The 20,379-nt window shown below is 59.0% G+C and carries 18 protein-coding genes; 11 read left to right on the forward strand and 7 right to left on the reverse strand.

The window, feature by feature from the left end:
* Nucleotides 1-6: 6 nt before the first annotated feature.
* The 3 genes from C0039_RS05725 to dapA are packed head-to-tail and all read right to left on the reverse strand — an operon-like array spanning nt 7 to nt 2,697.
* A complete protein-coding gene (locus tag C0039_RS05725; RefSeq protein WP_101517517.1) occupies nt 7-765 on the reverse strand; it encodes an MBL fold metallo-hydrolase in 759 nt (252 codons plus the stop codon).
* Between the two features lie 7 nt (nt 766-772).
* Entirely contained in the window at nt 773-1,828 is a 1,056-nt protein-coding gene (bamC, locus tag C0039_RS05730; protein ID WP_101517518.1) for an outer membrane protein assembly factor BamC, read from the reverse strand.
* Complete coding sequence (gene dapA, locus C0039_RS05735; RefSeq protein WP_101517547.1) at nt 1,825-2,697, reverse strand: 4-hydroxy-tetrahydrodipicolinate synthase; 873 nt, start codon at nt 2,695-2,697, stop codon at nt 1,825-1,827. Before dapA ends, bamC begins: the two co-directional genes overlap by 4 nt.
* 155 nt (nt 2,698-2,852) lie before the next feature.
* Here dapA and C0039_RS05740 point away from each other — a divergent pair, with 155 nt between their 5' ends.
* The 6 genes from C0039_RS05740 to C0039_RS05765 all read left to right on the forward strand — a co-directional run bounded on the left by C0039_RS05740 (nt 2,853) and on the right by C0039_RS05765 (nt 9,727).
* Nucleotides 2,853-3,359 (forward strand): DUF3806 domain-containing protein, encoded by a 507-nt coding sequence (locus C0039_RS05740; protein WP_084179079.1) that lies wholly within the window; start codon nt 2,853-2,855, stop codon nt 3,357-3,359.
* 60 nt (nt 3,360-3,419) lie between these two features.
* Entirely contained in the window at nt 3,420-4,550 is a 1,131-nt protein-coding gene (locus C0039_RS05745; protein WP_075998624.1) for an ABC transporter permease, read from the forward strand.
* Nucleotides 4,550-5,326: an ABC transporter ATP-binding protein gene (locus tag C0039_RS05750; RefSeq protein ID WP_101517519.1), complete on the forward strand. Its 777-nt coding sequence runs from the start codon at nt 4,550-4,552 to the stop codon at nt 5,324-5,326. The genes C0039_RS05745 and C0039_RS05750 overlap by 1 nt, the downstream gene beginning before the upstream one ends.
* Nucleotides 5,323-6,291, forward strand: coding sequence for an MlaD family protein (locus C0039_RS05755; RefSeq protein ID WP_101517520.1), 969 nt, complete (start codon nt 5,323-5,325; stop codon nt 6,289-6,291). Before C0039_RS05750 ends, C0039_RS05755 begins: the two co-directional genes overlap by 4 nt.
* On the forward strand, nt 6,288-6,908 hold the full coding sequence (locus C0039_RS05760) for a PqiC family protein (protein ID WP_075998626.1): 621 nt from the start codon (nt 6,288-6,290) through the stop codon (nt 6,906-6,908). Before C0039_RS05755 ends, C0039_RS05760 begins: the two co-directional genes overlap by 4 nt.
* A gap of 302 nt (nt 6,909-7,210) precedes the next feature.
* Nucleotides 7,211-9,727 (forward strand): TonB-dependent receptor, encoded by a 2,517-nt coding sequence (locus C0039_RS05765; RefSeq protein WP_101517521.1) that lies wholly within the window; start codon nt 7,211-7,213, stop codon nt 9,725-9,727.
* A gap of 14 nt (nt 9,728-9,741) precedes the next feature.
* On the opposite strand, the gene C0039_RS05770 is transcribed toward C0039_RS05765, so the two are convergent.
* Complete coding sequence (locus C0039_RS05770) at nt 9,742-10,425, reverse strand: SOS response-associated peptidase (protein ID WP_101517522.1); 684 nt, start codon at nt 10,423-10,425, stop codon at nt 9,742-9,744.
* Between the two features lie 138 nt (nt 10,426-10,563).
* On the opposite strand from C0039_RS05770, the gene C0039_RS05775 reads away from it, so the two are divergent.
* Nucleotides 10,564-10,998, forward strand: a complete 435-nt coding sequence (locus C0039_RS05775; protein WP_075998629.1) for a Zn-ribbon domain-containing OB-fold protein — start codon at nt 10,564-10,566, stop codon at nt 10,996-10,998.
* Nucleotides 10,999-11,026: 28 nt separating this feature from the next.
* Nucleotides 11,027-12,214 (forward strand): lipid-transfer protein, encoded by a 1,188-nt coding sequence (locus C0039_RS05780; protein ID WP_101517523.1) that lies wholly within the window; start codon nt 11,027-11,029, stop codon nt 12,212-12,214.
* A gap of 98 nt (nt 12,215-12,312) precedes the next feature.
* On the opposite strand, the gene C0039_RS05785 is transcribed toward C0039_RS05780, so the two are convergent.
* The 3 genes from C0039_RS05785 to C0039_RS05795 are packed head-to-tail and all read right to left on the reverse strand — an operon-like array spanning nt 12,313 to nt 14,747.
* Nucleotides 12,313-12,726 (reverse strand): c-type cytochrome, encoded by a 414-nt coding sequence (locus C0039_RS05785; RefSeq protein ID WP_207796379.1) that lies wholly within the window; start codon nt 12,724-12,726, stop codon nt 12,313-12,315.
* Entirely contained in the window at nt 12,723-14,273 is a 1,551-nt protein-coding gene (locus C0039_RS05790) for an FAD-dependent oxidoreductase (RefSeq protein ID WP_084179082.1), read from the reverse strand. Before C0039_RS05790 ends, C0039_RS05785 begins: the two co-directional genes overlap by 4 nt.
* An 18-nt stretch (nt 14,274-14,291) precedes the next feature.
* Nucleotides 14,292-14,747 carry a MaoC family dehydratase gene (locus C0039_RS05795; protein WP_075998631.1) on the reverse strand — a complete coding sequence of 152 codons (456 nt, stop codon included), beginning with the start codon at nt 14,745-14,747 and terminating at the stop codon, nt 14,292-14,294.
* Between the two features lie 169 nt (nt 14,748-14,916).
* On the opposite strand from C0039_RS05795, the gene C0039_RS05800 reads away from it, so the two are divergent.
* The 3 genes from C0039_RS05800 to C0039_RS05810 all read left to right on the forward strand — a co-directional run bounded on the left by C0039_RS05800 (nt 14,917) and on the right by C0039_RS05810 (nt 20,303).
* Complete coding sequence (locus C0039_RS05800) at nt 14,917-15,723, forward strand: mechanosensitive ion channel family protein (protein ID WP_075998632.1); 807 nt, start codon at nt 14,917-14,919, stop codon at nt 15,721-15,723.
* 150 nt (nt 15,724-15,873) lie between these two features.
* A complete protein-coding gene (locus tag C0039_RS05805) occupies nt 15,874-17,145 on the forward strand; it encodes an efflux RND transporter periplasmic adaptor subunit (protein ID WP_101517524.1) in 1,272 nt (423 codons plus the stop codon).
* The gene (locus C0039_RS05810; protein ID WP_101517525.1) at nt 17,142-20,303 is read left to right on the forward strand and encodes an efflux RND transporter permease subunit; all 3,162 of its coding nucleotides are present in this window, start codon (nt 17,142-17,144) and stop codon (nt 20,301-20,303) included. Before C0039_RS05805 ends, C0039_RS05810 begins: the two co-directional genes overlap by 4 nt.
* The last annotated feature ends 76 nt before the right edge of the window (nt 20,304-20,379 follow it).

Below are 20,379 nucleotides of genomic sequence, written 5' to 3' on the forward strand. Positions count from 1 at the left end.
GCAGGATCAGACCTGAAGCCAGTCGAACCCTTCGTCCTGCTGCGCCCAGACCACTCTCTCGAGAGAGTCCAGGACCTCGCACAATGCCCGTTCGGCACTGTCGCGGGAGTTATTGTTTTCACTGATGTGGGCCACTACCAGGTTATTCAGCGCGCCGGCACAGTCCAGCTGGCGCAGCAACCCGGCAGCCTGCTCATTGTTTAGATGCCCCCAGTCGCCACCCACCCTGCTTTTCAGGTGCGGGGGGTATTTGCCCAGCAGCAACATATCCGAGTCGTGATTAAATTCCAGTAGCAGGCTGTCACAGCCACGGTAGCTGTCCACCACGTGGGGGGTCACACAGCCCAGGTCCGTAAGCACACCGAGAGACCTTCCCGCGGCGGACAGGCGAAACTGGCAAGGCTCGACGGCATCATGAGGCACCGCCACGGTTTGTACGCTGATCTGGCCAATATCAAACTGATCATCACAGTTAAAACAGCAGAATGTATGACTGCCATCACAGCGTCCACTGGAGGCCGTGCCATGGGTGAGGTACACAGGGATATTGTGGCGCCGTGAAAGCCGGGCCACGCCGGCACAGTGATCGCTATGCTCATGTGTGACCAGAATGGCCTGCAACTGATCGGGCTGCAGACCCAGGCGGGCCATACGTCGCGTGGTTTCCCGCACGGAGAAGCCACAATCGATCATCAACAGTGTCTCTCCGGACTGCACCAGGGTTGCATTGCCCTTGCTGCCGGAGCCGAGTGAGGCAAAACGCATCACCGGGCTAGTTGATATTGCCCTTGATCAGCGACAGTAATGCCTGCTGGTCACGAACCGCCAGCTCTGCCTCCTGTTCCTGCGCACGAAGATAAATATGAATACCGGACTCGCCCCTGTCTTCGATTGACACGACAAAGCGCTCTCCCGCCTGTGGGTGCACGTCCTCGGAGCCCCATAGCCAGTCGAACCAGCCCTCTTCCTCACCGGATTCGGGCCCGAGGAAGACCGTATAGAAGGTTCCCTGGCTGCGATCACGGTCGGTAATTTCGAACGTGGATTTCTCTAGCGCCCTGCCCAGGGAAGCCCAGGCACGATCGAAGGGGAGTAGCAGCTGCAGATAGGGCTCTCCGCCCGCGCTTTCCTGCAGGGTGATACGCCCGCCGGCGCTGATACCTTGCTCGGCGACCATGGAGACTGGCGCCGCTTCCGCGCTATTGGCGATAAACTGCGCCAGCGTGCGCAGCATCTCCGATTCCTGGTCCAGATCATCAGAACGCGCTGGCCACACATTCACATCGCCGGCCTGGTTCTGCTGCAACACGTGCAATTCACTGGTGCCACGTTGCACGCCCTGTTCTATGCGCATGCGGAAGCGGCTGCCCATCGGCGCCCCCTCAAGCTGCAACCAGCCCGTTTCCAGTATACCGGCCCGGGCATCCACCCTGGCCAAACCAATACCCGAGCTGGTCAGGAAGCTGCGCACCTGGGGCCAGACCTGACCCGGCGCTTCAGCGACCAGCGCCCAGCTCTCATCGCCAAGCCGCTGAATGCGCACTGTCTCGTCCTCGGCATTGCCAACCAGCGGCGTAGGCCGCGGCACTTCGAATTCAGCAGAGCTGACTACGCCACCTGTTGTAGCCGGTACGGGGTAGATCTCCTGCAAGGCATCGGTACTCTTGCCCTCCGGCACGGCAATCACCGGCATGTCGGGCGCTCGCTTATAGTCCTCGGAGGCATCGCGAAATACCCCCTGGTCGCCAAACAGGTAGCCGCAGCCTGTCGTCGATGCCAGCATCAGGGCGATCAGGGCCCAGCGTCCGGTGATTACTGTCTTTATCATTGTGCTACCGCCTTCAGGGCCGAGGCGACCTCTCCGTGATAGACCGGGGCGAGCGGGGTAAGCGGCAGACGTATACCCTCACCGATCAGGCCCTGCTGCTGCAGCGCCCACTTGACCGGGATAGGGTTGGCCTCAAGGAACAGCGCGCGATTCAGCGGATCCAACTGAGCGTTAATCGCACTTGCCCCCTCGCGGTCTCCTGCCAGGGCCAGCCGGCACATCTCTGCCATCTGCACCGGGGCCACATTTGCAGTCACGGATATATTACCCTTGCCGCCGGCCAGCATCAGCTCCATGGCGGTGGCGTCGTCTCCTGAGTAAATGGCAATCTGTTGGCCGCAGCGCGCGATCAGTTCGCGACCGCGGTCCAGGTCGCCAGTGGCGTCCTTGATGCCGATGATATTGCGTAGGCCAACCAGCCGCTCCACGGTGTCATTGCGCATGTCTACCGCCGTGCGCCCCGGTACGTTGTACAGGACCTGCGGCACATCCACCGCTTCGGCTATCGCCTTGAAATGCAGATAGAGGCCTTCCTGGGTTGGCCGGTTGTAGTAAGGGGTCACCAGCAAACAGGCGTCGGCACCCGCGTCGGCGGCCGCCCGGGTCAACTCAATAGCTTCCCATGTGGCGTTGGCACCCGTGCCCGCCAGAATGGGTATTCGCCCGCCCACTTTCTGCACGCAGTGTTTGATCACCTCACAATGCTCTGGAACGCTGAGGGTCGCGCTTTCGCCGGTGGTACCCACGGCGCCAATGGCCCCGGTGCCTGCCGCGATATGCAGGTCCAGAAGCCGATCAAGCGCTTCCCAGTCGACGCTGCCATCGCTGTGCATGGGCGTAACAAGGGCGACAATGCTGCCGGTAATCATCCGCAATTCTCCGAAAAATCTGGCGGAACAGCTCTGTTTCCGGCCGTCCGCGAGGAAGTTCGCCATTATCCATGACGGAGCGTGGATGACAACCGGCTTGGGCTAAATTAGGCAGGCCTGTTATCCTTGGTTCGATCTGTTTTGGAGGCCTGCCTATGCTATTCCTGCGAACCCTCACCGGTCTGGCCCTGTTGCTGGGGCTGGCCGTATCAACCCCGGGCAACGCCCAGGGCGAAGCATTCATCAGCGACCTGTCCTACCTGGACCGCCAATTCATGCAACAGCAGCGAGAGTCACTGGATGACCTGGCAGCGCGCAATCTCGGTAATCAGTTCAGCGGCGAACGGGATCGGGACCTGGCATTGCTGCAACGAATGCTGGATGAGGGACTGGTGCGCGATGACCAGACCCGCGAACTTCAAGCCATGGGCATCATCATGGGCGACCTGCTGGCCGCTGAGCTGGGCCTTGACTGGGTCATCTACGAAGACAGGCTGGGTCGCACCCGGGCCCTGCGTTACAAGAGCAGCGACAACTACCTCTTCCCGGTGACGATGATTGCGCGGCGCCGGGAGGCGGGCAACCGAACGCCAGTTATCGAGGTCTATCGCAAGGCACAGGAGAGCTTGAGTGCGGTAATACCCGCCCTGCCCTTTCGTTAAATCGACATCCGGTCGGTTCAGGCCTTAAACTGTGTCCTGCCCCAGCCTGACAAGGTACCAATGACGCAACAATCACCAGGGTTCGACCTGATCACCCGGGATCGCGACAGCGCGGTGCTGATGATCAGTGGCGACTGGATCCAGGGCAACTCGCACCAGGACTTCCAGTCACTCAAGGAGGACTTGTGCTGCATCGTTGCGCCTGAACTGATAGTCGATGGTGAACAACTGGGGCAGTGGGATTCCGTGCTGATGGCATTTCTGCTGCAGTGCTATAACCAGTGCCGTGACGACGGTATCGCCTTTTCCATGCGCAACGTCCCGGCCAACGTAAACCAGTTACTGGAGGTTGCCAGCACCGTACCGACACATGACCCCGGCGCAGCACCGGGCAGTTCCTGGCGCGACTGGTTTGACCCGGAACACTTGTTGCGCCAGTTGCGCAGTGCCACTGTGGATTCGCTGGCGTTCATCGGCGAGCTCTGCATCGCCCTCTCACGACTGGTTATCGGTCAGGCCAGCACGCGATTCTCCGATTTCCGCCACTTCTGCTACCAGGCCGGACCGAATGCCTTCGCCATTATCAGCCTGACCAGCGTTCTGGTTGGTATGATCCTGGCCTACCTGGGTGCGGTGCAGTTGCAACAGTTCGGCGCAGAGATCTACGTCGCTGACCTGGTGGTCATTGGGATGCTCAGGGAGATGGGCGTATTGATGACTGCGGTGGTCATGGCTGGCCGCACCGGCGCCGCCTACGCGGCACAACTGGGCACCATGCAAACCAACGAGGAAATCGATGCAATCACCACAATGGGCATTTCCCCTATGGAGTTCCTGGTGGTGCCGCGAATATTGGCGCTGGTGGTGATGATGCCACTGCTCACGCTGTACGCCAACCTGCTGGGGGTCATCGGCGGCGGCATTGTCGCCGGGGGCATGGGTATCACGCCTTTGATGTATATTGCGCAGGGCGAGGGGGCAGTGGCGTTGAACCACCTCTGCGTGGGCCTGATCAAGAGTGTCGTCTTTGGACTACTGATTGCCGTGGCCGGCTGTCGCTCGGGCATCAACAGCGGGCGCAGCTCAGCTGCTGTGGGTCAGGCCGCAACCGAGGCCGTGGTTACCGCTGTGGTCTACCTGATCGTTGCCGACGCGGCCATCAACATTATCTTTCAACAGCTGGATATCTGATGAGCGAACCCCACATCAGCGTCCGCAACCTGACCATGGCTTACGGTTCTCGCGTCATCCAGTCCAATCTTGAGTTCGATATCAATCGCGGCGACATTTTCGTGATCATGGGCGGCAGCGGCTGCGGTAAAAGTACACTACTCAAACATATGCTCGGCCTGCTCTCTCCCGCGGCCGGGGACATACTCTACGACGGACAGAGTTTTTTTGCTGCCAGCGAGGAGCAGCAGGACGCCATGCGCAGGCGCTGGGGCATCACCTACCAGAGCGGAGGCCTGTTCAGCGCCATGACCCTGGCGGAAAATGTCGGTCTGCCACTACAGCTCTACACGCCCTACTCGGCGGCAGATCGCGCCGACATCATCGCCTACAAACTGGCCCTGGTTGGTTTGGCGGGCTATCAGAACTACTACCCGTCCGAAATCAGCGGCGGCATGCGCAAGCGCGCCGCCCTGGCCAGGGCCATTGCCCTGGACCCGGAGATCCTGTTTTTTGATGAACCCTCCGCGGGGCTGGACCCGATCAGTTCAAGCCTGCTCGATGAACTGATCGTACAGCTGCAGAGCAGCACCGGTGCCACCGTGGTGATGGTTACCCATGAGCTGCCGAGCATCTTTGCAATTGCCACCAATTCGGTGTATCTGGATGCCACCAGCAAAACCATGATTGCCTATGGTGATCCCAAAATACTGCGTGACCACAGCGACCAGCCCGTGGTGCGTCAATTCCTGGCCCGCGAGGCGAGCAGCAGCGCGACTGCAGAGGAACCCTCATGAGTGAAAAACCCAACACGGTGGCGATAGGCGCCTTCGTAATCGGCGCCCTGCTTATCGGCGTGACCACGATTATCTTTGCCCTCGGAACGGGCTTCGGGAAGGACAGCAGCAAGGTGGTTATGGTCTTCGAGGGTTCGGTGAAGGGCCTCAATGTGGGTGCTTCCGTGGCACTGCGCGGCGTACAGATCGGCCAGGTAACCGATGTGGAACTGATCCTGGACTCGGACACGGTGGAATTGATCATGCTGGTGGAGGCGGAGATCCAGGGCGACAATATCCGCCGCAGTGGCTCCAACGCAGAGAACCTCACCGAAGAGTTGATCTCGCACGGCCTGCGCGCCCAGCTCAACACCCAGAGTCTGCTCACCGGATTACTCTATGTGCAGTTGGACTTTCATCCGGACAGCGCACTGATCCTGGCACCGATAGACTCGCCTTACCTGCAGATACCTACCATTCCCACGGAACTGGAGCGAATCACCCGCAGGCTGGAATCCATCGACTTTTCCAAGGTTGCCGGTGACCTGGAGTCCATCGCCAGCGGCGTGAACACGTTCGTCAACAGCCATAGTTTCCAGGACCTGCCCGGTCAACTACAGGAGACTCTGGCGTCAGTGAACGAACTCAGCACCCGACTGGGGGGGCAACTCGCCAGCTCGGGCCCCAAACTGGATGCCCTGCTGGACGGCGCCAGCGACACCGTCAGTCTGGCAAATGCCGAAATACCACAGCTGTCCCTGCTGGTTAACCAGAACCTCGCGCTGCTTGCAGACGCGATCAAGGCATTTGAAGCGGGTATGCAGGATTTTGAGGGACTGGTGGACTACGACTCCGCCACGATTTATGAACTCAATCGCGCCCTGCGTGAATTGGGCCAGGCCGGGCGGGCGTTGCAGCAGCTGGGCCAGTCGCTGGAGGAGCACCCGGAGTCACTCATCCGGGGAAGAAGTGGAGACGCAAAATGAACCGTTCACTGGTAAGACACTGGATCGCCCTCCTGCTGCTGCCGCTATTGGCAGCCTGCGGTACTACGCCCAGCAGCCAGCATTATTTACTCACCGCTCCGGAAGCGCCACTTCCCCAGGGCATGACGCCTTCAATAGGCGTTGGCCCGATAACCGTCCCGGAGTATCTTAACCGGGACTCGCTGGTTAAGCGCATTGACAGCAACAGCCTGGCGATCTCCAGCACCGAGCGCTGGGCAGAGCCACTGGAGGACGGCATCCTGCGAGTGGTGGCGCTTAACCTGGCCGGATTGCTGCAAACCGAGAATGTACGCCTCTATCCCTGGCATCCGAAGCGCGCACCTGACTACGGAGTCAAACTGCGCCTGGTGGAAATGGACTCAAATGCTGAACGGGTGGTACTGGTAGCGGAGTGGTTTGTGTACAGGGTAGCTGACGACAGCACTGTTGCGCGACGGCTAAGCAAGCAAAGTCGCCCACTCCCGGCCACCACACAGAACGGCAACGAGGTCGCCGCAGCCTATAGTGAGTTGCTTTATGCGTTGAGCCAGGAGGTGGCCGCGTCGATTGCAGAGGCCCAGGGCAACCCTGCGGCGGTGAGCGCGCCTTCCACCTGACCCGGAATTGGACTGTATGGCGCCGTCGCCGGAACGATGCGACCACGCCCTACGTATTTTCAGATTGATTTAAGCTAATACCCTGAGACTACGCAGTTGCTATCTAAACCGACCACCTGAGAAGATTCTAACGACAGGTGTTTCTACGGTATGATACGGCCAGGTATACCGAGAGACCTTGAAACTGGCTTTATAACAATAACTTACGGTTGACGCCGGACACGCACTGAAATTCTTGCGCAAAAGTGCCGACCTACCCATAAAAAATGAACTGACACAGTCGCAATCCGGGATCTGAGACGATGAACAACGCACAGCCTTCACGCGGGAAATGCCCCGCGGGACCAACCACCCTTTCGACCGCCGTCAAATTGGCGCTTTTCACCCTTGCCAGCTCAGCGCTTGCCAATGGCAGCCTGGCCCAGGAAGAAGCAAAAACCGGCAGCCGCTACAGCCTGCAGCTCGAAGAGGTCATCGTCACCGCGCAGAAGCGGGAAGAAGACTTTATGTCCGTACCGGGGGCCGTGAGCGCCTTCACCGCACAGGACATGATCAACACCGGTGCCGCGACCATCCAGGATATCGACGCGTTCATGCCTGGCGTGGAGATCGGTGACTCCGTAAGCGGTTCCACCCAGTTGGGGATCACCGTGCGCGGTGTCAGCAGCCCCAATATCAGTTCCGGGCAGGACCCCTCGGTGGCCACATTCTACGATGGCTCCTATATGCCCCGCGCCGTGACCTCGATTCCCTTCACCGATATTGCCCGTACTGAAGTCCTCAAGGGACCACAGGGCACCCTGTTCGGGCGCAATGCCACCGCCGGTGTGATCAATATTGTCCCGAATAAACCCAGCCAGGAGGTGGAGGGCTTCGTCAAGGCACGCCTGGGCAACCAGGACCTGGTGCGCGTGGAGGGCATGTTCAACACCCCGGTCAGCGACACGCTGGCATTGCGCGGCAACCTGTTCTCCCACCAGCGATCCGGCGCCACAGATGCCGTCACCAATGGCGGTGATTACCGCGATGAGGGCTTTTGGGCTGCCCGCGGCGTGATGCTGTGGACACCTACGGCAGACACGGAAATTCAGTTCTCGGCAGACTATGAAGACCGTGACGAAATGCCCCGCGCCGCTATCGGCGTCAGCAAATATGCCTACCAGGGCAGCAACGATCCCTTCCGCGGCAAGGACCAGCACGATGTAGTGGGCGCAAGTAAAACGTACAGGGCCAACCGCACCAACGAAGAAGAAACACGTGAAATGTACGGCGTTAACCTGCAGATCAACCACGCCTTCAACGAGCAGTGGGACATGTTCGGTATCGTCAGCTACCGCGACTGGGATACCACCAACCTGCAGGAAGAAGACGGCACCCCGGAAGCGCGTCGTTACCTGGACACCAACAATATCGAAGACTCCGACATCTTCTACAGCGAGGTGCGCTTCCACTTCGTTGACGAAAATTTCGACCTCATTCTGGGCGCGAACTACAGTAAAGAAGAGGTTTTCCAGCGCACCGATATCGGCCTGCTGACCGATTCCTACATGCAGTTGCTCAGTGGCGAGTTGCTACCTTTCGCGCAGGCTCTAGGGCTGATCGACCCCACTATCGTGCTGGATCTGGACGACCATATCTGGGATTACTTCCCGGATGCGCCTGACGCGACTTATATCGACTTCTCGGCTGCTGCGACAGAGCTGACCGGAGTTCCCACAGCCGTACTCCCGCCCAGCTTTGGCCAGCAGTATTTCACCGAGACCATGGATAACACCGGCGACTTCGTCAACTGGGGTGTATTCATCGACGGCACCTACCAACTAACTGACACCATTCGCATAGCTGCCGGTCTGCGCTACAGCTACGATGAAAAAGAGTACTCATGGCAAACCTACGACAACAGCTTTGCCGACTGGCCGTTCATCCCTTTCCGGGTGAATTACACTCCCAGCCAGACCGGTGCCAGTGAAAGCGAGTGGTACGACAAGTTCACCGCCGAGGATGACTGGAATAAAACCACCGGCCGCCTCGTCGTTGACTGGCAGTTCACCGACTACGCTATGACCTATTTTTCCTTCGCCACCGGCTATAAGTCAGGCGGCTTCGACGGACAGAGTTTCCGGGCCTTCGCCGCCGGTTCCTTCGACCCGGAGGAAATGACCAGCTATGAACTCGGCCTGAAGGGTGATTTCTTTGAAGAAAGCCTGCGCGTGGAGCTGGCACTGTTCCACCATGAACTGGACGGCAAGCAAACCTCCACGGACATTAAGGATGGCCCTGACGATCCCACCGCCGCACCCGGCGTCATCAGCAGCGACGAGGAGGCAGACGGCGTAGAGTTAGTGGTCACCTGGAACATCACCGACACACTGCGACTGGGCGGCCTGACCACCTACCGCGAGACCGACAATATATCCCAACAGTACTACAACGCGGCCGGGGAACTGGTTGGCGGAGAGACCAACAGCGGGGAGACCAACACCGAGTACACCCTTAAGCTGGACTGGACACCTGAAATTGCCTACGGCTACGTGTTGCTGCACATGAACTACCAGTTCCGGGAAGACCCGGGCCCCAACGAGGATACGGCCATTTTCACCACGGGTAAGTGGTATTTCCAGGATGAGAAACTGCTCAATGCGCGGGTGGCCTGGTCCAACGAGGAAGACACCTTCGAGGTGGCTCTATGGGGTAACAACCTGCTGGACGAAGAGCGAGCGGGAAATCCCGGCGGGTTCGCTGCGGACGAACTGGGCGCCTACCACACCAACATAGACGATGTGCGCACCTACGGGGTGGACCTGCGCTACTCGTTCTGAGCCACTGCCCAGGATCAATCCTGCGCGGGCAGTTGAACAACCTCCCCCAACCCCTCCATTTGCGAGGGGTTCTTGTTTCTGGCGTTGCTGACATCGCGCGAAACCCGCTGTAACTGCCAGGGCGACTTCAACTGGCTGCGAAACAGCGGGTCGTCTGCGGCCACCTCGTGATCGTTGTCCAGCCAACGCTCCATCTCTGCAGCCTCAAGCACCACGGGCATGCGTTTGTGCCAGGGAACAAAGGCCTGCGCCGCCGCAGTGGTTACCAGGGTGCAACTGAGCAGCGGCGAGCCATCGCCCTCCCACACATCCCAAAGTGCCGCAGCGGCAAAGGCCTGCTCTAAGTTAGTGACCAGCCAGGGCTGTTTCACGCCATCTTCTGTGCGCCACTCTATAAAGCTGCTCATGGGGACGATCCCGCGGTGCCGCCTGAACGGGGTGCGGAAAGCGCGGCTGGTAGCGAGGGTCTCCGCGCGGGCATTGAACATACTGTATTTCTGATCCACCGCCGGAGCCCAGGAAGGCGTCAGCCACCAGCGCGCGGCGTCCAACTGCGGGCGCCCCTCTGTCCGCCGCACCAGGCCAACGGCCTCGGTAGGGGCAATGTTGGTCCGGGTAGGCAGGTTGATTTCAATACCCAGGTCGCGCAGTAAGTCCTGTAAACCGGGGCTGTCGATTACGTTAAAGCGGCCACACATCGCCCCACTCTGCCTAATTCAGCGCAGCGGAGCAAGGCAGGTCTGTCATGGTAAACCTCATCCAACTCAATAGATCGTGTTCTTGCCACGGTGCCGGTGCGGGTTTACTCTGGTCCGCGATTTTTCCGGGAGAACCCAATGAGCGACAAACCCCTGGCGCCAGCTATTGACGGCTGGCATACCATGGAAGTCAAACCGCACCTGATCGGCACCCAGTGCAAGGAATGCGGCAGCTACTTCTTTCCCAAGAATAACGACTACTGCCGTAACCCGGCCTGCGATTCCACCGACTTTCGCGAAGTGGAACTGAGCCGAACCGGTCACATCTGGAGCTATACCAACGCCTGCTATAAACCCCCGGCGCCCTTTGTTGCGGCGGAACCATTTGAGCCTTACTCCATCGCCGCAGTGCAGTTGGAGGCGGAGCAGATGGTGGTTCTTGGACAGGTTATCGAGGGTGTCAGCTGTGAGGATCTCAAAGTTGGTATGCCGGTTGAACTGGTACTGGAGCCGCTGCATGAGACAGACGACGACATCAAAATGACCTGGAAATGGAAGCCGGCGGCCCTTTAGGGGCGACGCAGCAGGAGAAACACAGACAATGTCCAACGAAGTAGCAATTCTCGGCGCCGGCATGCACCCCTGGGGAAAATGGGGTCACAACTTTGTGCAGTACGGTGTTGCCGCAGCGCGTGAAGCCCTGAAGGATGCCGCAGTGCCCTGGCAGGATGTGAAATTTGTTTCCGGAGGCGCGACGGTGCGCTGCGGTTACCCCGGCTATGTAGCCGGTGCCACCTTTGCACAGGCCCTGGGATGGCAGGGTGCGGAGGTCAATACTTCCTACGCCGCCTGCGCCTCAGGTTCGCAGGCCCTGGCCGCCGCCCGCAACAAGATTCTTGCCGGCGGCTGTGACGTCGCCATGGTAGTCGGTGCCGACACAACTCCCAAGGGTTTCCTGGCACCGGCCGGTGGCTATCGGCCGGAAGATCCGGACTGGGTACGCTTTTATCTGGGTATCACCAACCCCACCTATTTTGCGCTCTATGCCCGTCGCAGAATGGACCTGTACGGCGACACCCTGGATGACTTTGCCGCGGTTAAAGTGAAGAACTCCCTGATCGGCAGCAAGAACCCGCGAGCCCGCTATCGCAAGTGTTTCAGCGCCGAGGACGTGGCCGCATCTGCCATGGTCGCCGACCCACTGCGACTGATGGACATCTGTGCGACCTCCGACGGTGGCGCTGCACTGATCGTCTCCAGCATTGAGTATGCTGAGAGGATAGGCAGGGGCGACGCCCCCCGGGTCGCCGCCATCTCGACGACAACTCCCACCTTCGCCAGCTCCGTAGTAGAGATGCCCGATATCGCCACAGACTCCGCAGCGGCTGCCGGCATTGAGGCGCACGCCTTTCGCTCCACCCTGCCGCTGAAGGCCTACGAAGAGGCAGGCATCGGGCCTGAGGATGTGGATCTCGCGGAAGTATATGACCTGTCTACCGCACTGGAGCTGGACTGGATAGAAGACCTGCAACTGGCTCCCCGGGGCGAAGCGGCAGCACTGTTGCGCGCCGGCGACACCGCCATTGGCGGCAAGATTCCAGTCAATGTTTCCGGCGGTCTGGCCTGTTTCGGTGAGGCTGTGCCGGCTCAGGCCCTGGCTCAGGTCTGCGAGTTGACCTGGCAACTGCGAGGTCAGGCGGGAGATCGACAGGTGGAAGGTGCGCGCGTTGGCATCACCGCAAACCAGGGACTTTTCGGTCACGGTAGCTCGGTCATCATCAAGCGCTGAGATCAACGCGGTTGGGCAGCTGCGCCACCTTTACGAGATGCCAAACCGCATTACCCCAGCGGCGCGATAGTTACCCCCAATACACCGCCAGGCAGCAGTTAGCGACGGGCGTCGCGATCAGTTGCTTCCAGTAAAAAGGCGATAAGGTCCGCACGGCTCTGGGCGTCGGGCACACCCAGACTCATCATCCGCGAGTCAGGGAACATGGCCATGGGATTTTCCAGCCACGCATACATCAGCTGCGGCGTCCACACGAATTCAGCCGCCTTGAAACCCTCGGAATAGAACTCGAAACCAGCCTGCTTTCCAGCGACCTTACCGAAAATACCGCTCAGGTTTGGCCCCGTATTGTGCCCCATAAATGCCTCGGGGTAGTGGCAGGTGCGACAGGGGCCGAACAGCAATCGCCCGCGGTCTGCGTCGGCCAGGGCGAGCCTCGCTTCCAACTCACTGCCCAGGGCGGGCAAACTGGCCAGCAACAGGCCAAGGAATATGCCGGGGGCACGCTTCACGCCCTGCCTCCGCCGTCAGGGGCCAGACCCGCAACGACACGCCCCGCCCGCCTACCGAAAAAAGTAGCGTCTCCCACAGAGAGACCGCTGGCGATGTAGGGGGCGGTAGGAATACCGGCTGTCGTGCGTCCTACGGCAAAAAGCCCAGGAATCAGTTCACCGAAACTGCTGAGGACTTCTCCATTCAAATTAGTGGCCAGCCCGCCCAGCGTGTGAGCAGCAAAAAAGGCGCGATCAACGGAGATGTCCCAGGCTTTGTAGGGCGGGCCCTGCAGCGGTCGCAGGTAATCCACGGACTTGTGAAACATCGGGTCCTCTCCCTTGCTGGCATAGCGATTGTAATAGGCCACCGTATTCTGTAGCGCACCCCGTGGCAGGGAAAGCTGCTCGGCCAGGCCACCCATACTATTACTCTTGGCCGCAAGCGGAAAGTTGTCCTGCACGCTCTGGTAGGCGCTCTCCTGGTCGGTAATCAGCCAGGCCTTACCCTGTTGCTGGTAAGCGATGCTATGGCCAATCACAGCATGATAACTGTCCTCACTAATGAAACGCTGGCCGCTGGCGTTAACGAGGATGGCCGGAATCGTATTTTCCGGCGGATAGATGGGCGCCACTGCAAAGCCCTCATGCATACGCAAGCTGGCTGCGCCCGCTGCGATCCCCATATTGATTCCATCACCCTGATCACCGGCGCCAGCCCAGGGAACCGAACAGCGCGAAAGGTGCGGAGCGTACTGGACCATCATGTCGCGATTGTGAACAAAACCACCACAGGCCAGCACTATCCCCCGACGTGCACGCAGATACTTTTTCCCCACGGAGCTGTGCACCACCGCCCCACTCACCCTCCCGTCGCTCTCAATCACCAGCTGCTTCATGGCCACGCGGGTGCGTATCTTTACCCCGGCCGCACGCAACTGCCCGTGCAGCGCTTCCATCAGGGTGCGCCCGCCGTTCATACCCACCACGCCGGGCACGTGACCGCGGGGCGCGGGGCGCGCATAGTCACGCGCGGGCCAGGCCTGCTCGGTACCGGAGAAATACAGGGACTCATCGCCCATTGGCAGTCCCTTGTCGGCAGTAAACTTCTCGGTGTAGGGGACGCCCTGCGCAACCAACCAGGCAAAATGCTCGGGGCTCTGTTCACAATAGAGCTGGATCTTGTCGCGAGGGGGATTGGGGGTCCCGGCTCGAATCAGGAAATCAAACATGGCCTCGGGTGAGTCTTCTATTTTCAAGGCACGCTGCAGGGCTGTTCCACCACCTGCGTAGACCACACCTCCGGACAGGGAAGAACTGCCGCCGGGAACCGCCAGGGACTCCAAAACCATTACCGATGCGCCGGCACGCCTGGCCTCCAGGGCAGCGCAGGTGCCGCCCGCACCGGAACCTGCCACCAGCACGTCGACCTCCTGGTCCCAGGCCGGCACGCGGCTACTGGGCAGGGCTACTGCGCCGGGAGCACGTGTCGCCAGCACGGACGCCGCGCCAGCAGCGAGCAGCAACCGCCGCCGGTTCAAATCCTTTGGGCCACCCTCATCCTTCATCGCGCTAACTGCGGGCTGTCAGGGGAAAAAACGGCTGATGGTGTCAATAACACAGGCAGGCCGGTCACCGCCCTCCACCTCGATGGTGATACGCACTACCACCTGGACGCCCCCCTTGACCTCTTCTGCGCTAATCACCTCGCCGCCGCCCCGAACACGTGAGCCGACGGGGACTGCGGCGGGGAAACGGACTTTCTCGCAGCCATAGTTCACTCCCATCGATGTATTACGAACTTCCATAATCTGTGGCAAGAACATGTTGGCCAGGGACAGGGTCAGGTAACCGTGAGCAATAGTGCTGCCAAACGGCCCCTGTGCTGCCCTCTCCGGGTCCACATGTATCCACTGATGATCGCCAGTGGCATCGGCAAACAGGTTAATGCGCTGCTGGTCAATTTCCAGCCAATCGCTATAGCCAAGGTGCTGGCCGACAGCACCAAGCAGCTCAGCCGGTTGTTCAAACACTGTGGTCATGAAAAATCTCCCCGTAAATCAGAGTCACGACTATAGCATTGCACCCCGGCGGCATATAGGCTGGCCGGTTCAACTGTCGCCACCACAGCAGCTTTCAAAAGTTGAAATGTTACAGCGCTGATATATAGTTTAGCGCTTCTTTAATTAACCACTAAAACGGAACCCGTCCATGGATACCAGTCAACTTCTGGAAACAATCATCATCCCCTGGGGTATAAAGATCGCCCTGGCCCTCGCAATTTTTATCCTCGGTCGTATGGCCGTCGCAATTGTGGTCAAGGTCGCGGGCAGATTCATGAACGCCCGGAGCATGGACGAGATACTGGTCAAGTTTCTGCTCTCCATACTGCGCTGGGTGCTGCTGCTATTCGTCATCATCGCCGCGCTCAGTCAACTGGGCGTCGATACGACATCTCTGGTCGCCCTGCTGGGTGCCGCCGGCCTGGCCATCGGCCTGTCGTTGCAAAGCTCGCTCGCCAACTTCGCCAGTGGGGTGATGCTGATCGTATTCCGTCCGTTTACCAAGGGTAATTTCGTTGAAGTGGCGGGCGTTTCCGGTTCTGTCGATGCCATTGGGATCTTCACCACCACGCTCACCACGCCAGACAATAAAGAGGTGATCGTTCCCAACGGCGCGGTTTACTCCAACAGTATTACCAATTACTCCGCCAGAGCCACGCGTCGAGTGGACATGGTGTTTGGTATTGGCTACGACGATGACATCAAGAAAGCCAAGGCTCTGCTTGAAGAAATTGTGACTGCTGATAAACGCGTGCTGGCCGAGCCGGCACCGGTAGTGGCACTGGGCGAACTGGGCGATTCCAGCGTCAACTTCCTGGTGCGACCCTGGGTGAATGCTGCTGACTACTGGGGCGTACTCTGGGACACGACAGAGTCGGTCAAATTGAAGTTTGATGAAGCGGGCATCAGCATCCCCTACCCACAAATGGATGTGCACTTCGATAAGTCCGAGTAGCAACCCCTTCGCGGTCGGGGCAACCGCCCCGGCCCACCCCTGATCCATCGGCACAAAGACCGCGTAAAGACACTGATATTACAAGTTTTTCACAGAGCCGGTGACGGCTCTGTGATATAACACTGCCTGTACCTCTTTGCGGATATTCCTGTGACCTCGATTAAAAAACAGTCATTACTTGCGCTGTTGATGTTAGCCGTTGCGACGGCTGTCGCTGTCGGGCTTTACTTGCGCCAACCGCCAGCGCAAATTGCCCACCCAGAGTACAAGCCGGTCTCGGTAGACGTCGCTGTCGCCGTAAAAGAGTCGGTGCAGGTCGAGGTGCAGGCACAGGGAACCGTGGGCCCGCTGCGTGAGTCCACGTTGATGGCGGAAGTTGCGGGGCGCATTATAGAAGTCTCCGAACACTTTCTGGTGGGCAGTTTTGTCGCCGAAGGCGAGGTACTGCTGCGCATCGACCCACGCGACTACCAGACCGACCTGTTGCGCGCACAATCAGCAGTGGAGTCAGCGGAAAGCACCCTGGCCCAGGAGAGAGGCCGAGCGGAGGTGGCCCTGCGTGAATGGAAAAAACTCCCGGCCAACAGCCAGCGCAGCCCCGAGGCAAGAGATCTGTACCTGCGCAAACCGCAGTTGGAACTCGCCGAGGCACAATTACTGGCGGCTATGGCGGACCTGAATACTGCACGCGACCGGTTGGAGCGCACGATTATCAAATCGCCCTACAGTGCGGTGATACGCCAAAAGCACAGCGAACTGGGCCAGTTCGTAGGTGCAGGCACCAAGGTAGCAGAAGTTTTTTCAGTGGACGTTGCGGAAGTACGACTGCCTATTCCCCAGAGCCGCCTGAATTACCTCGAACTGCCCGGCATACAGGGAGGTGGCGGCAGCGCCGTCATTGACCTGTATACGGACGTTTCAGGAGAGGTAAAGCATTGGCCAGCAACGCTGCACCGCACTGAGGGTGTCTATGACGAGCGCTCACGCGTGCTATATGCCGTGGCACGCATAGAGGACCCCTATGCGCTGGAACACCCCGAGCGCGAACCACTGCGCCTGGGCACCTTCGTCAATGCAAATATCGGCGGCAGGGAGTTTCCGGGGATTGTCGTGCTGCCGCGCTATGTACTGCGCGCGGGGAACCTGCTCTGGGTGGTCGATGAAAACAACATATTGCGCAATCGCAAGGTCACCGTTCTGCGCACCGGCGGTGACCGGATTTTCGTCAGCTCCGGTCTCAACGAAGGCGAACGCATCTCCCTGACCGCTCTGGACCCCTCGTTAAGTGGAGCCCGTGTGGAAGTCAATACCAGCACGCCTACCGATCGCCTCAATCAGGAGGGGGATGCACTGCCCAGCGAGGCAACTGCAAGTAACACTGGCATCGCCCACAAGCCCACTACTGCTGCAGTCACACCATGAACGGTAACGAAACGGTGCCGGGCGGCGTCATCGCCTGGTTCGCCCGCAACCCCGTAGCCGCCAACCTGATGATGCTGGTCATACTCTCCGTCGGTCTGGGTAGTGCATTCACGATCCAGCGAGCACTGTTTCCGGCTTTCGACTTTGAAGCCATTTTTATCACGGTACCCTACCCGGGTGCCGCGCCCGAGGAAGTGGAATTGGGTGTAGTGATGAAAGTCGAAGAGGCAATCAACGACCTCGACGGAATCAAACGTGTTGAATCAGACTCCATGGAATCCATGGGCCGAATCGTAATCGAGGCCCAGGACGGCGTACCCATTTCCAAGCTCCTGAACGACGTGCAGAACCGCATAGACGGTATCAGCAGCTTCCCGGAAGAGGCGGAGGAGCCGATCATTACCCAACCGGAAGTGATGTTTGCCGCATTGACTATTCAGATTTCAGGCGCATTGGACGAGCGCAGCATGAAATCCCTGGCGGATGAGATTCGCAGGGAACTGCTGACCCTGCCGGAAATCTCCTCCGCCGACGTGGTGGGAGCCCGGGATTATGAAATTGCCATAGAAATATCTGAACAGTCGCTGCGTGAATATCACCTGACACTCGCCGATGTGGCACGCACTATTTCAGCGTCCTCCCTGGACCTGCCCTCGGGGTCGGTACAAACCCGTCACGGCGATATTATGTTGCGCACAATCGGCCAGGCTTATGTACAACGCGATTTCGAAGAAATTGTGCTGAAAACATGGCCGGACGGAACACGACTGATGCTGGGAGACATCGCCACGGTAGAGGACGGCTTCGTCGACACCAACGGTTTCTCCATTTTCAATGGGCAGTATTCGCTGGGTATAAACGTCTTTGCCATGGGCAAACAGGACATTATCAAGACGGCCGACGCTGCCCGCGCCTATCTGGAGACGAAGCGCCTGTCGCTGGCAGACGGAGTCAGGCTGGATATATGGTCGGACTCCACGTACTACCTCAAAGGGCGCCTGGCCATGATGGTGAAGAACCTGGCCATCGGTGCGCTATTGGTTTTCTTCACGCTGGCGCTGTTTCTGGAAATCAAGCTGGCCTTCTGGGTGATGCTGGGTATTCCCGTATGCTTTTTGGGCGCCATGGCTGTGCTCAACACCCCTTTTGTCGACGCCAGCCTCAACATGATCAGTCTCTTTGGATTTATCCTGGTCCTGGGCATCGTTGTAGATGATGCGATTATCATGGGAGAAAGCGCCTACAACGAAACTGAGCAGCACGGCCACAGCGTAGACAACGTTATACGCGGTGTGTATCGCGTGGCCACCCCGGCAACGTTCGGCGTGCTCACAACCATTGTCGCTTTTATCCCGACCTTGTTTGTCCAGGGTGTGTTTGGCCCAATGCCCGAGGCCTTCGGCTGGGTAGTGATTCTTTGCCTGATTTTTTCACTGGTAGAGTCCAAGTGGATTCTTCCTGCGCACCTGGCCGACAGCAAGCCCACCCAAAACCGTTTCCTGCTATCGGTTGATCACGTTCAGGAGGGCGTAAACAGTCGACTACGCGGCTTTATCAATGGGCCTTACCGGCGCATGGTGCAACGCTGTGTGGCAAACCGCTATGTCACGCTGGCATTATTCCTGTCGCTATTCATTATGGCCATCGGCCTGATTGCAGGCGGTATCGTGCGTACGGTACTTTCGCCGCATACTCCGGGCGAGTTTTTCCAGGTAGAACTGCGCATGTCCCAGGGCAGTCCGGAAGAGGCGACGACCGAGGCGGTAACCCATATCATCGCGTCACTGGACAGGGTCGATCGCGAGTATCAACGCGCCAACAATACCGACTCGGGCCTGGTGGATTACGTTTCCGCCTATGGATTTGATCGTATCAATGGGCGCATCGATGTCGAACTGACCAAACAAGACACGCGCAGCATATCCAACGAAGAGATCCTCAACCGCTGGCGCGAAGAGGTTGGGCGAATTCACGGTGCAGAAGTGCTTGGCTTCGAATCCTCGGACGGCCCCAACTTCGGCCCCAATATCGCGTTCGACCTGAAGCACAGTGATTTCAGCACACTGCGTAAAGCCGCCGAGGAACTCGAAGAAAAGCTGCGTAACTATGATGGTCTCAGTGACATTCGCAACGGCGCGAGCGATACCCGCGAGGAGTTTCATCTGCAACTGCTGCCCGAAGGTGAGGCGCTGGGACTATCCCGCTTTGACCTGGGTTCCCAGGTGCGTCACGCCTTCTACGGTGCCGAGGCCCAACGCATTCAGCGCGGCATCGATGAAATCAAGGTGATGGTACGTTACCCAAGGGCAGACCGCGAAAACGTATCCACCTTGAACAACATGTTTATTCGCACACCCGATGGAAATGCGATTCCGTTCGAGACAGTGGCGCAATTTGAGGTGCGCCCTGGGCTGCTGAAATCGACCCGAATCGACTTCCAGCGCGCTGCAGAGGTGACCGCGGAAGCTGACATAGCCATCATCGAGCCCAGTAAGGTAATGGCTGACGTGGAACGCAATATCCTGCCTGACCTGATGAAAAAGTACCCCGGTTTAAGCTGGGAGGAGTCGGGACTTGCGGACGAAGAGCGGAAAATGGCGGTGAGCATGTTCGTTGGCTTCGCCCTTGCGCTGTTCGGTATTTACGCCCTGCTTGCGGTGCCCACTCGCTCCTACCTGCAGCCACTTATCATTATGGGCGTTATCCCGTTCGGCATTATCGGGGCAATTCTCGCTCACTGGGCCCTTGGCCACGACATGAGCATGATGTCGGTAATGGGCATCGTCGCCCTGTCCGGCGTAGTAGTGAATGACAGCCTTATCCTCGTAGATTACGTCAACAAGTCCGTGGCGGCGGGCCGGAAAAAGAACGAGGCTATTATCGACGCTGGCTGTCGTCGCTTCCGCGCCATTATGCTCACGTCACTCACGACGTTCCTCGGGCTTGCGCCCATGCTTCTAGAGCGCAGTGCCCAGGCACAGTTTATGGTTCCCATGGCCATTTCACTGGCCTTTGGTATTGTCTTCGCCACGGTAATCACGCTGCTCCTGGTGCCTAGTCTGTACATGATCCTCGATGACCTGGCAGCCCTGACCGGCAGGGGCCCGAAAACGCAGCCTGGCGAACTGCCCGCGCTCAGCGAAAAAGGTACGGTATAAGGACCAGGCCTGCCATCAACAGCGCAACTGTCGCGGTAATCAGCACACTAACGGCGGCCAGGTCCCTGGCTTTGTC

It is taken from the genome of Pseudohalioglobus lutimaris, from assembly GCF_002866825.1.
Classification (GTDB): Bacteria; Pseudomonadota; Gammaproteobacteria; order Pseudomonadales; family Halieaceae; genus Halioglobus; species Halioglobus lutimaris.

What these genes read in the sequence shown, in the direction of transcription:
- C0039_RS05725 (WP_101517517.1), bottom strand. Translation starts at nt 765, where the DNA reads ATGCGTTTTGCCTCACTCGGCTCCGGCAGCAAGGGCAATGCAACCCTG.
- bamC (WP_101517518.1), bottom strand. Translation starts at nt 1,828, where the DNA reads ATGATAAAGACAGTAATCACCGGACGCTGGGCCCTGATCGCCCTGATG.
- dapA (WP_101517547.1), bottom strand. Translation starts at nt 2,697, where the DNA reads ATGATTACCGGCAGCATTGTCGCCCTTGTTACGCCCATGCACAGCGAT.
- C0039_RS05740 (WP_084179079.1), top strand. Translation starts at nt 2,853, where the DNA reads ATGCTATTCCTGCGAACCCTCACCGGTCTGGCCCTGTTGCTGGGGCTG.
- C0039_RS05745 (WP_075998624.1), top strand. Translation starts at nt 3,420, where the DNA reads ATGACGCAACAATCACCAGGGTTCGACCTGATCACCCGGGATCGCGAC.
- C0039_RS05750 (WP_101517519.1), top strand. Translation starts at nt 4,550, where the DNA reads ATGAGCGAACCCCACATCAGCGTCCGCAACCTGACCATGGCTTACGGT.
- C0039_RS05755 (WP_101517520.1), top strand. Translation starts at nt 5,323, where the DNA reads ATGAGTGAAAAACCCAACACGGTGGCGATAGGCGCCTTCGTAATCGGC.
- C0039_RS05760 (WP_075998626.1), top strand. Translation starts at nt 6,288, where the DNA reads ATGAACCGTTCACTGGTAAGACACTGGATCGCCCTCCTGCTGCTGCCG.
- C0039_RS05765 (WP_101517521.1), top strand. Translation starts at nt 7,211, where the DNA reads ATGAACAACGCACAGCCTTCACGCGGGAAATGCCCCGCGGGACCAACC.
- C0039_RS05770 (WP_101517522.1), bottom strand. Translation starts at nt 10,425, where the DNA reads ATGTGTGGCCGCTTTAACGTAATCGACAGCCCCGGTTTACAGGACTTA.
- C0039_RS05775 (WP_075998629.1), top strand. Translation starts at nt 10,564, where the DNA reads ATGAGCGACAAACCCCTGGCGCCAGCTATTGACGGCTGGCATACCATG.
- C0039_RS05780 (WP_101517523.1), top strand. Translation starts at nt 11,027, where the DNA reads ATGTCCAACGAAGTAGCAATTCTCGGCGCCGGCATGCACCCCTGGGGA.
- C0039_RS05790 (WP_084179082.1), bottom strand. Translation starts at nt 14,273, where the DNA reads ATGAAGGATGAGGGTGGCCCAAAGGATTTGAACCGGCGGCGGTTGCTG.
- C0039_RS05795 (WP_075998631.1), bottom strand. Translation starts at nt 14,747, where the DNA reads ATGACCACAGTGTTTGAACAACCGGCTGAGCTGCTTGGTGCTGTCGGC.
- C0039_RS05800 (WP_075998632.1), top strand. Translation starts at nt 14,917, where the DNA reads ATGGATACCAGTCAACTTCTGGAAACAATCATCATCCCCTGGGGTATA.
- C0039_RS05810 (WP_101517525.1), top strand. Translation starts at nt 17,142, where the DNA reads ATGAACGGTAACGAAACGGTGCCGGGCGGCGTCATCGCCTGGTTCGCC.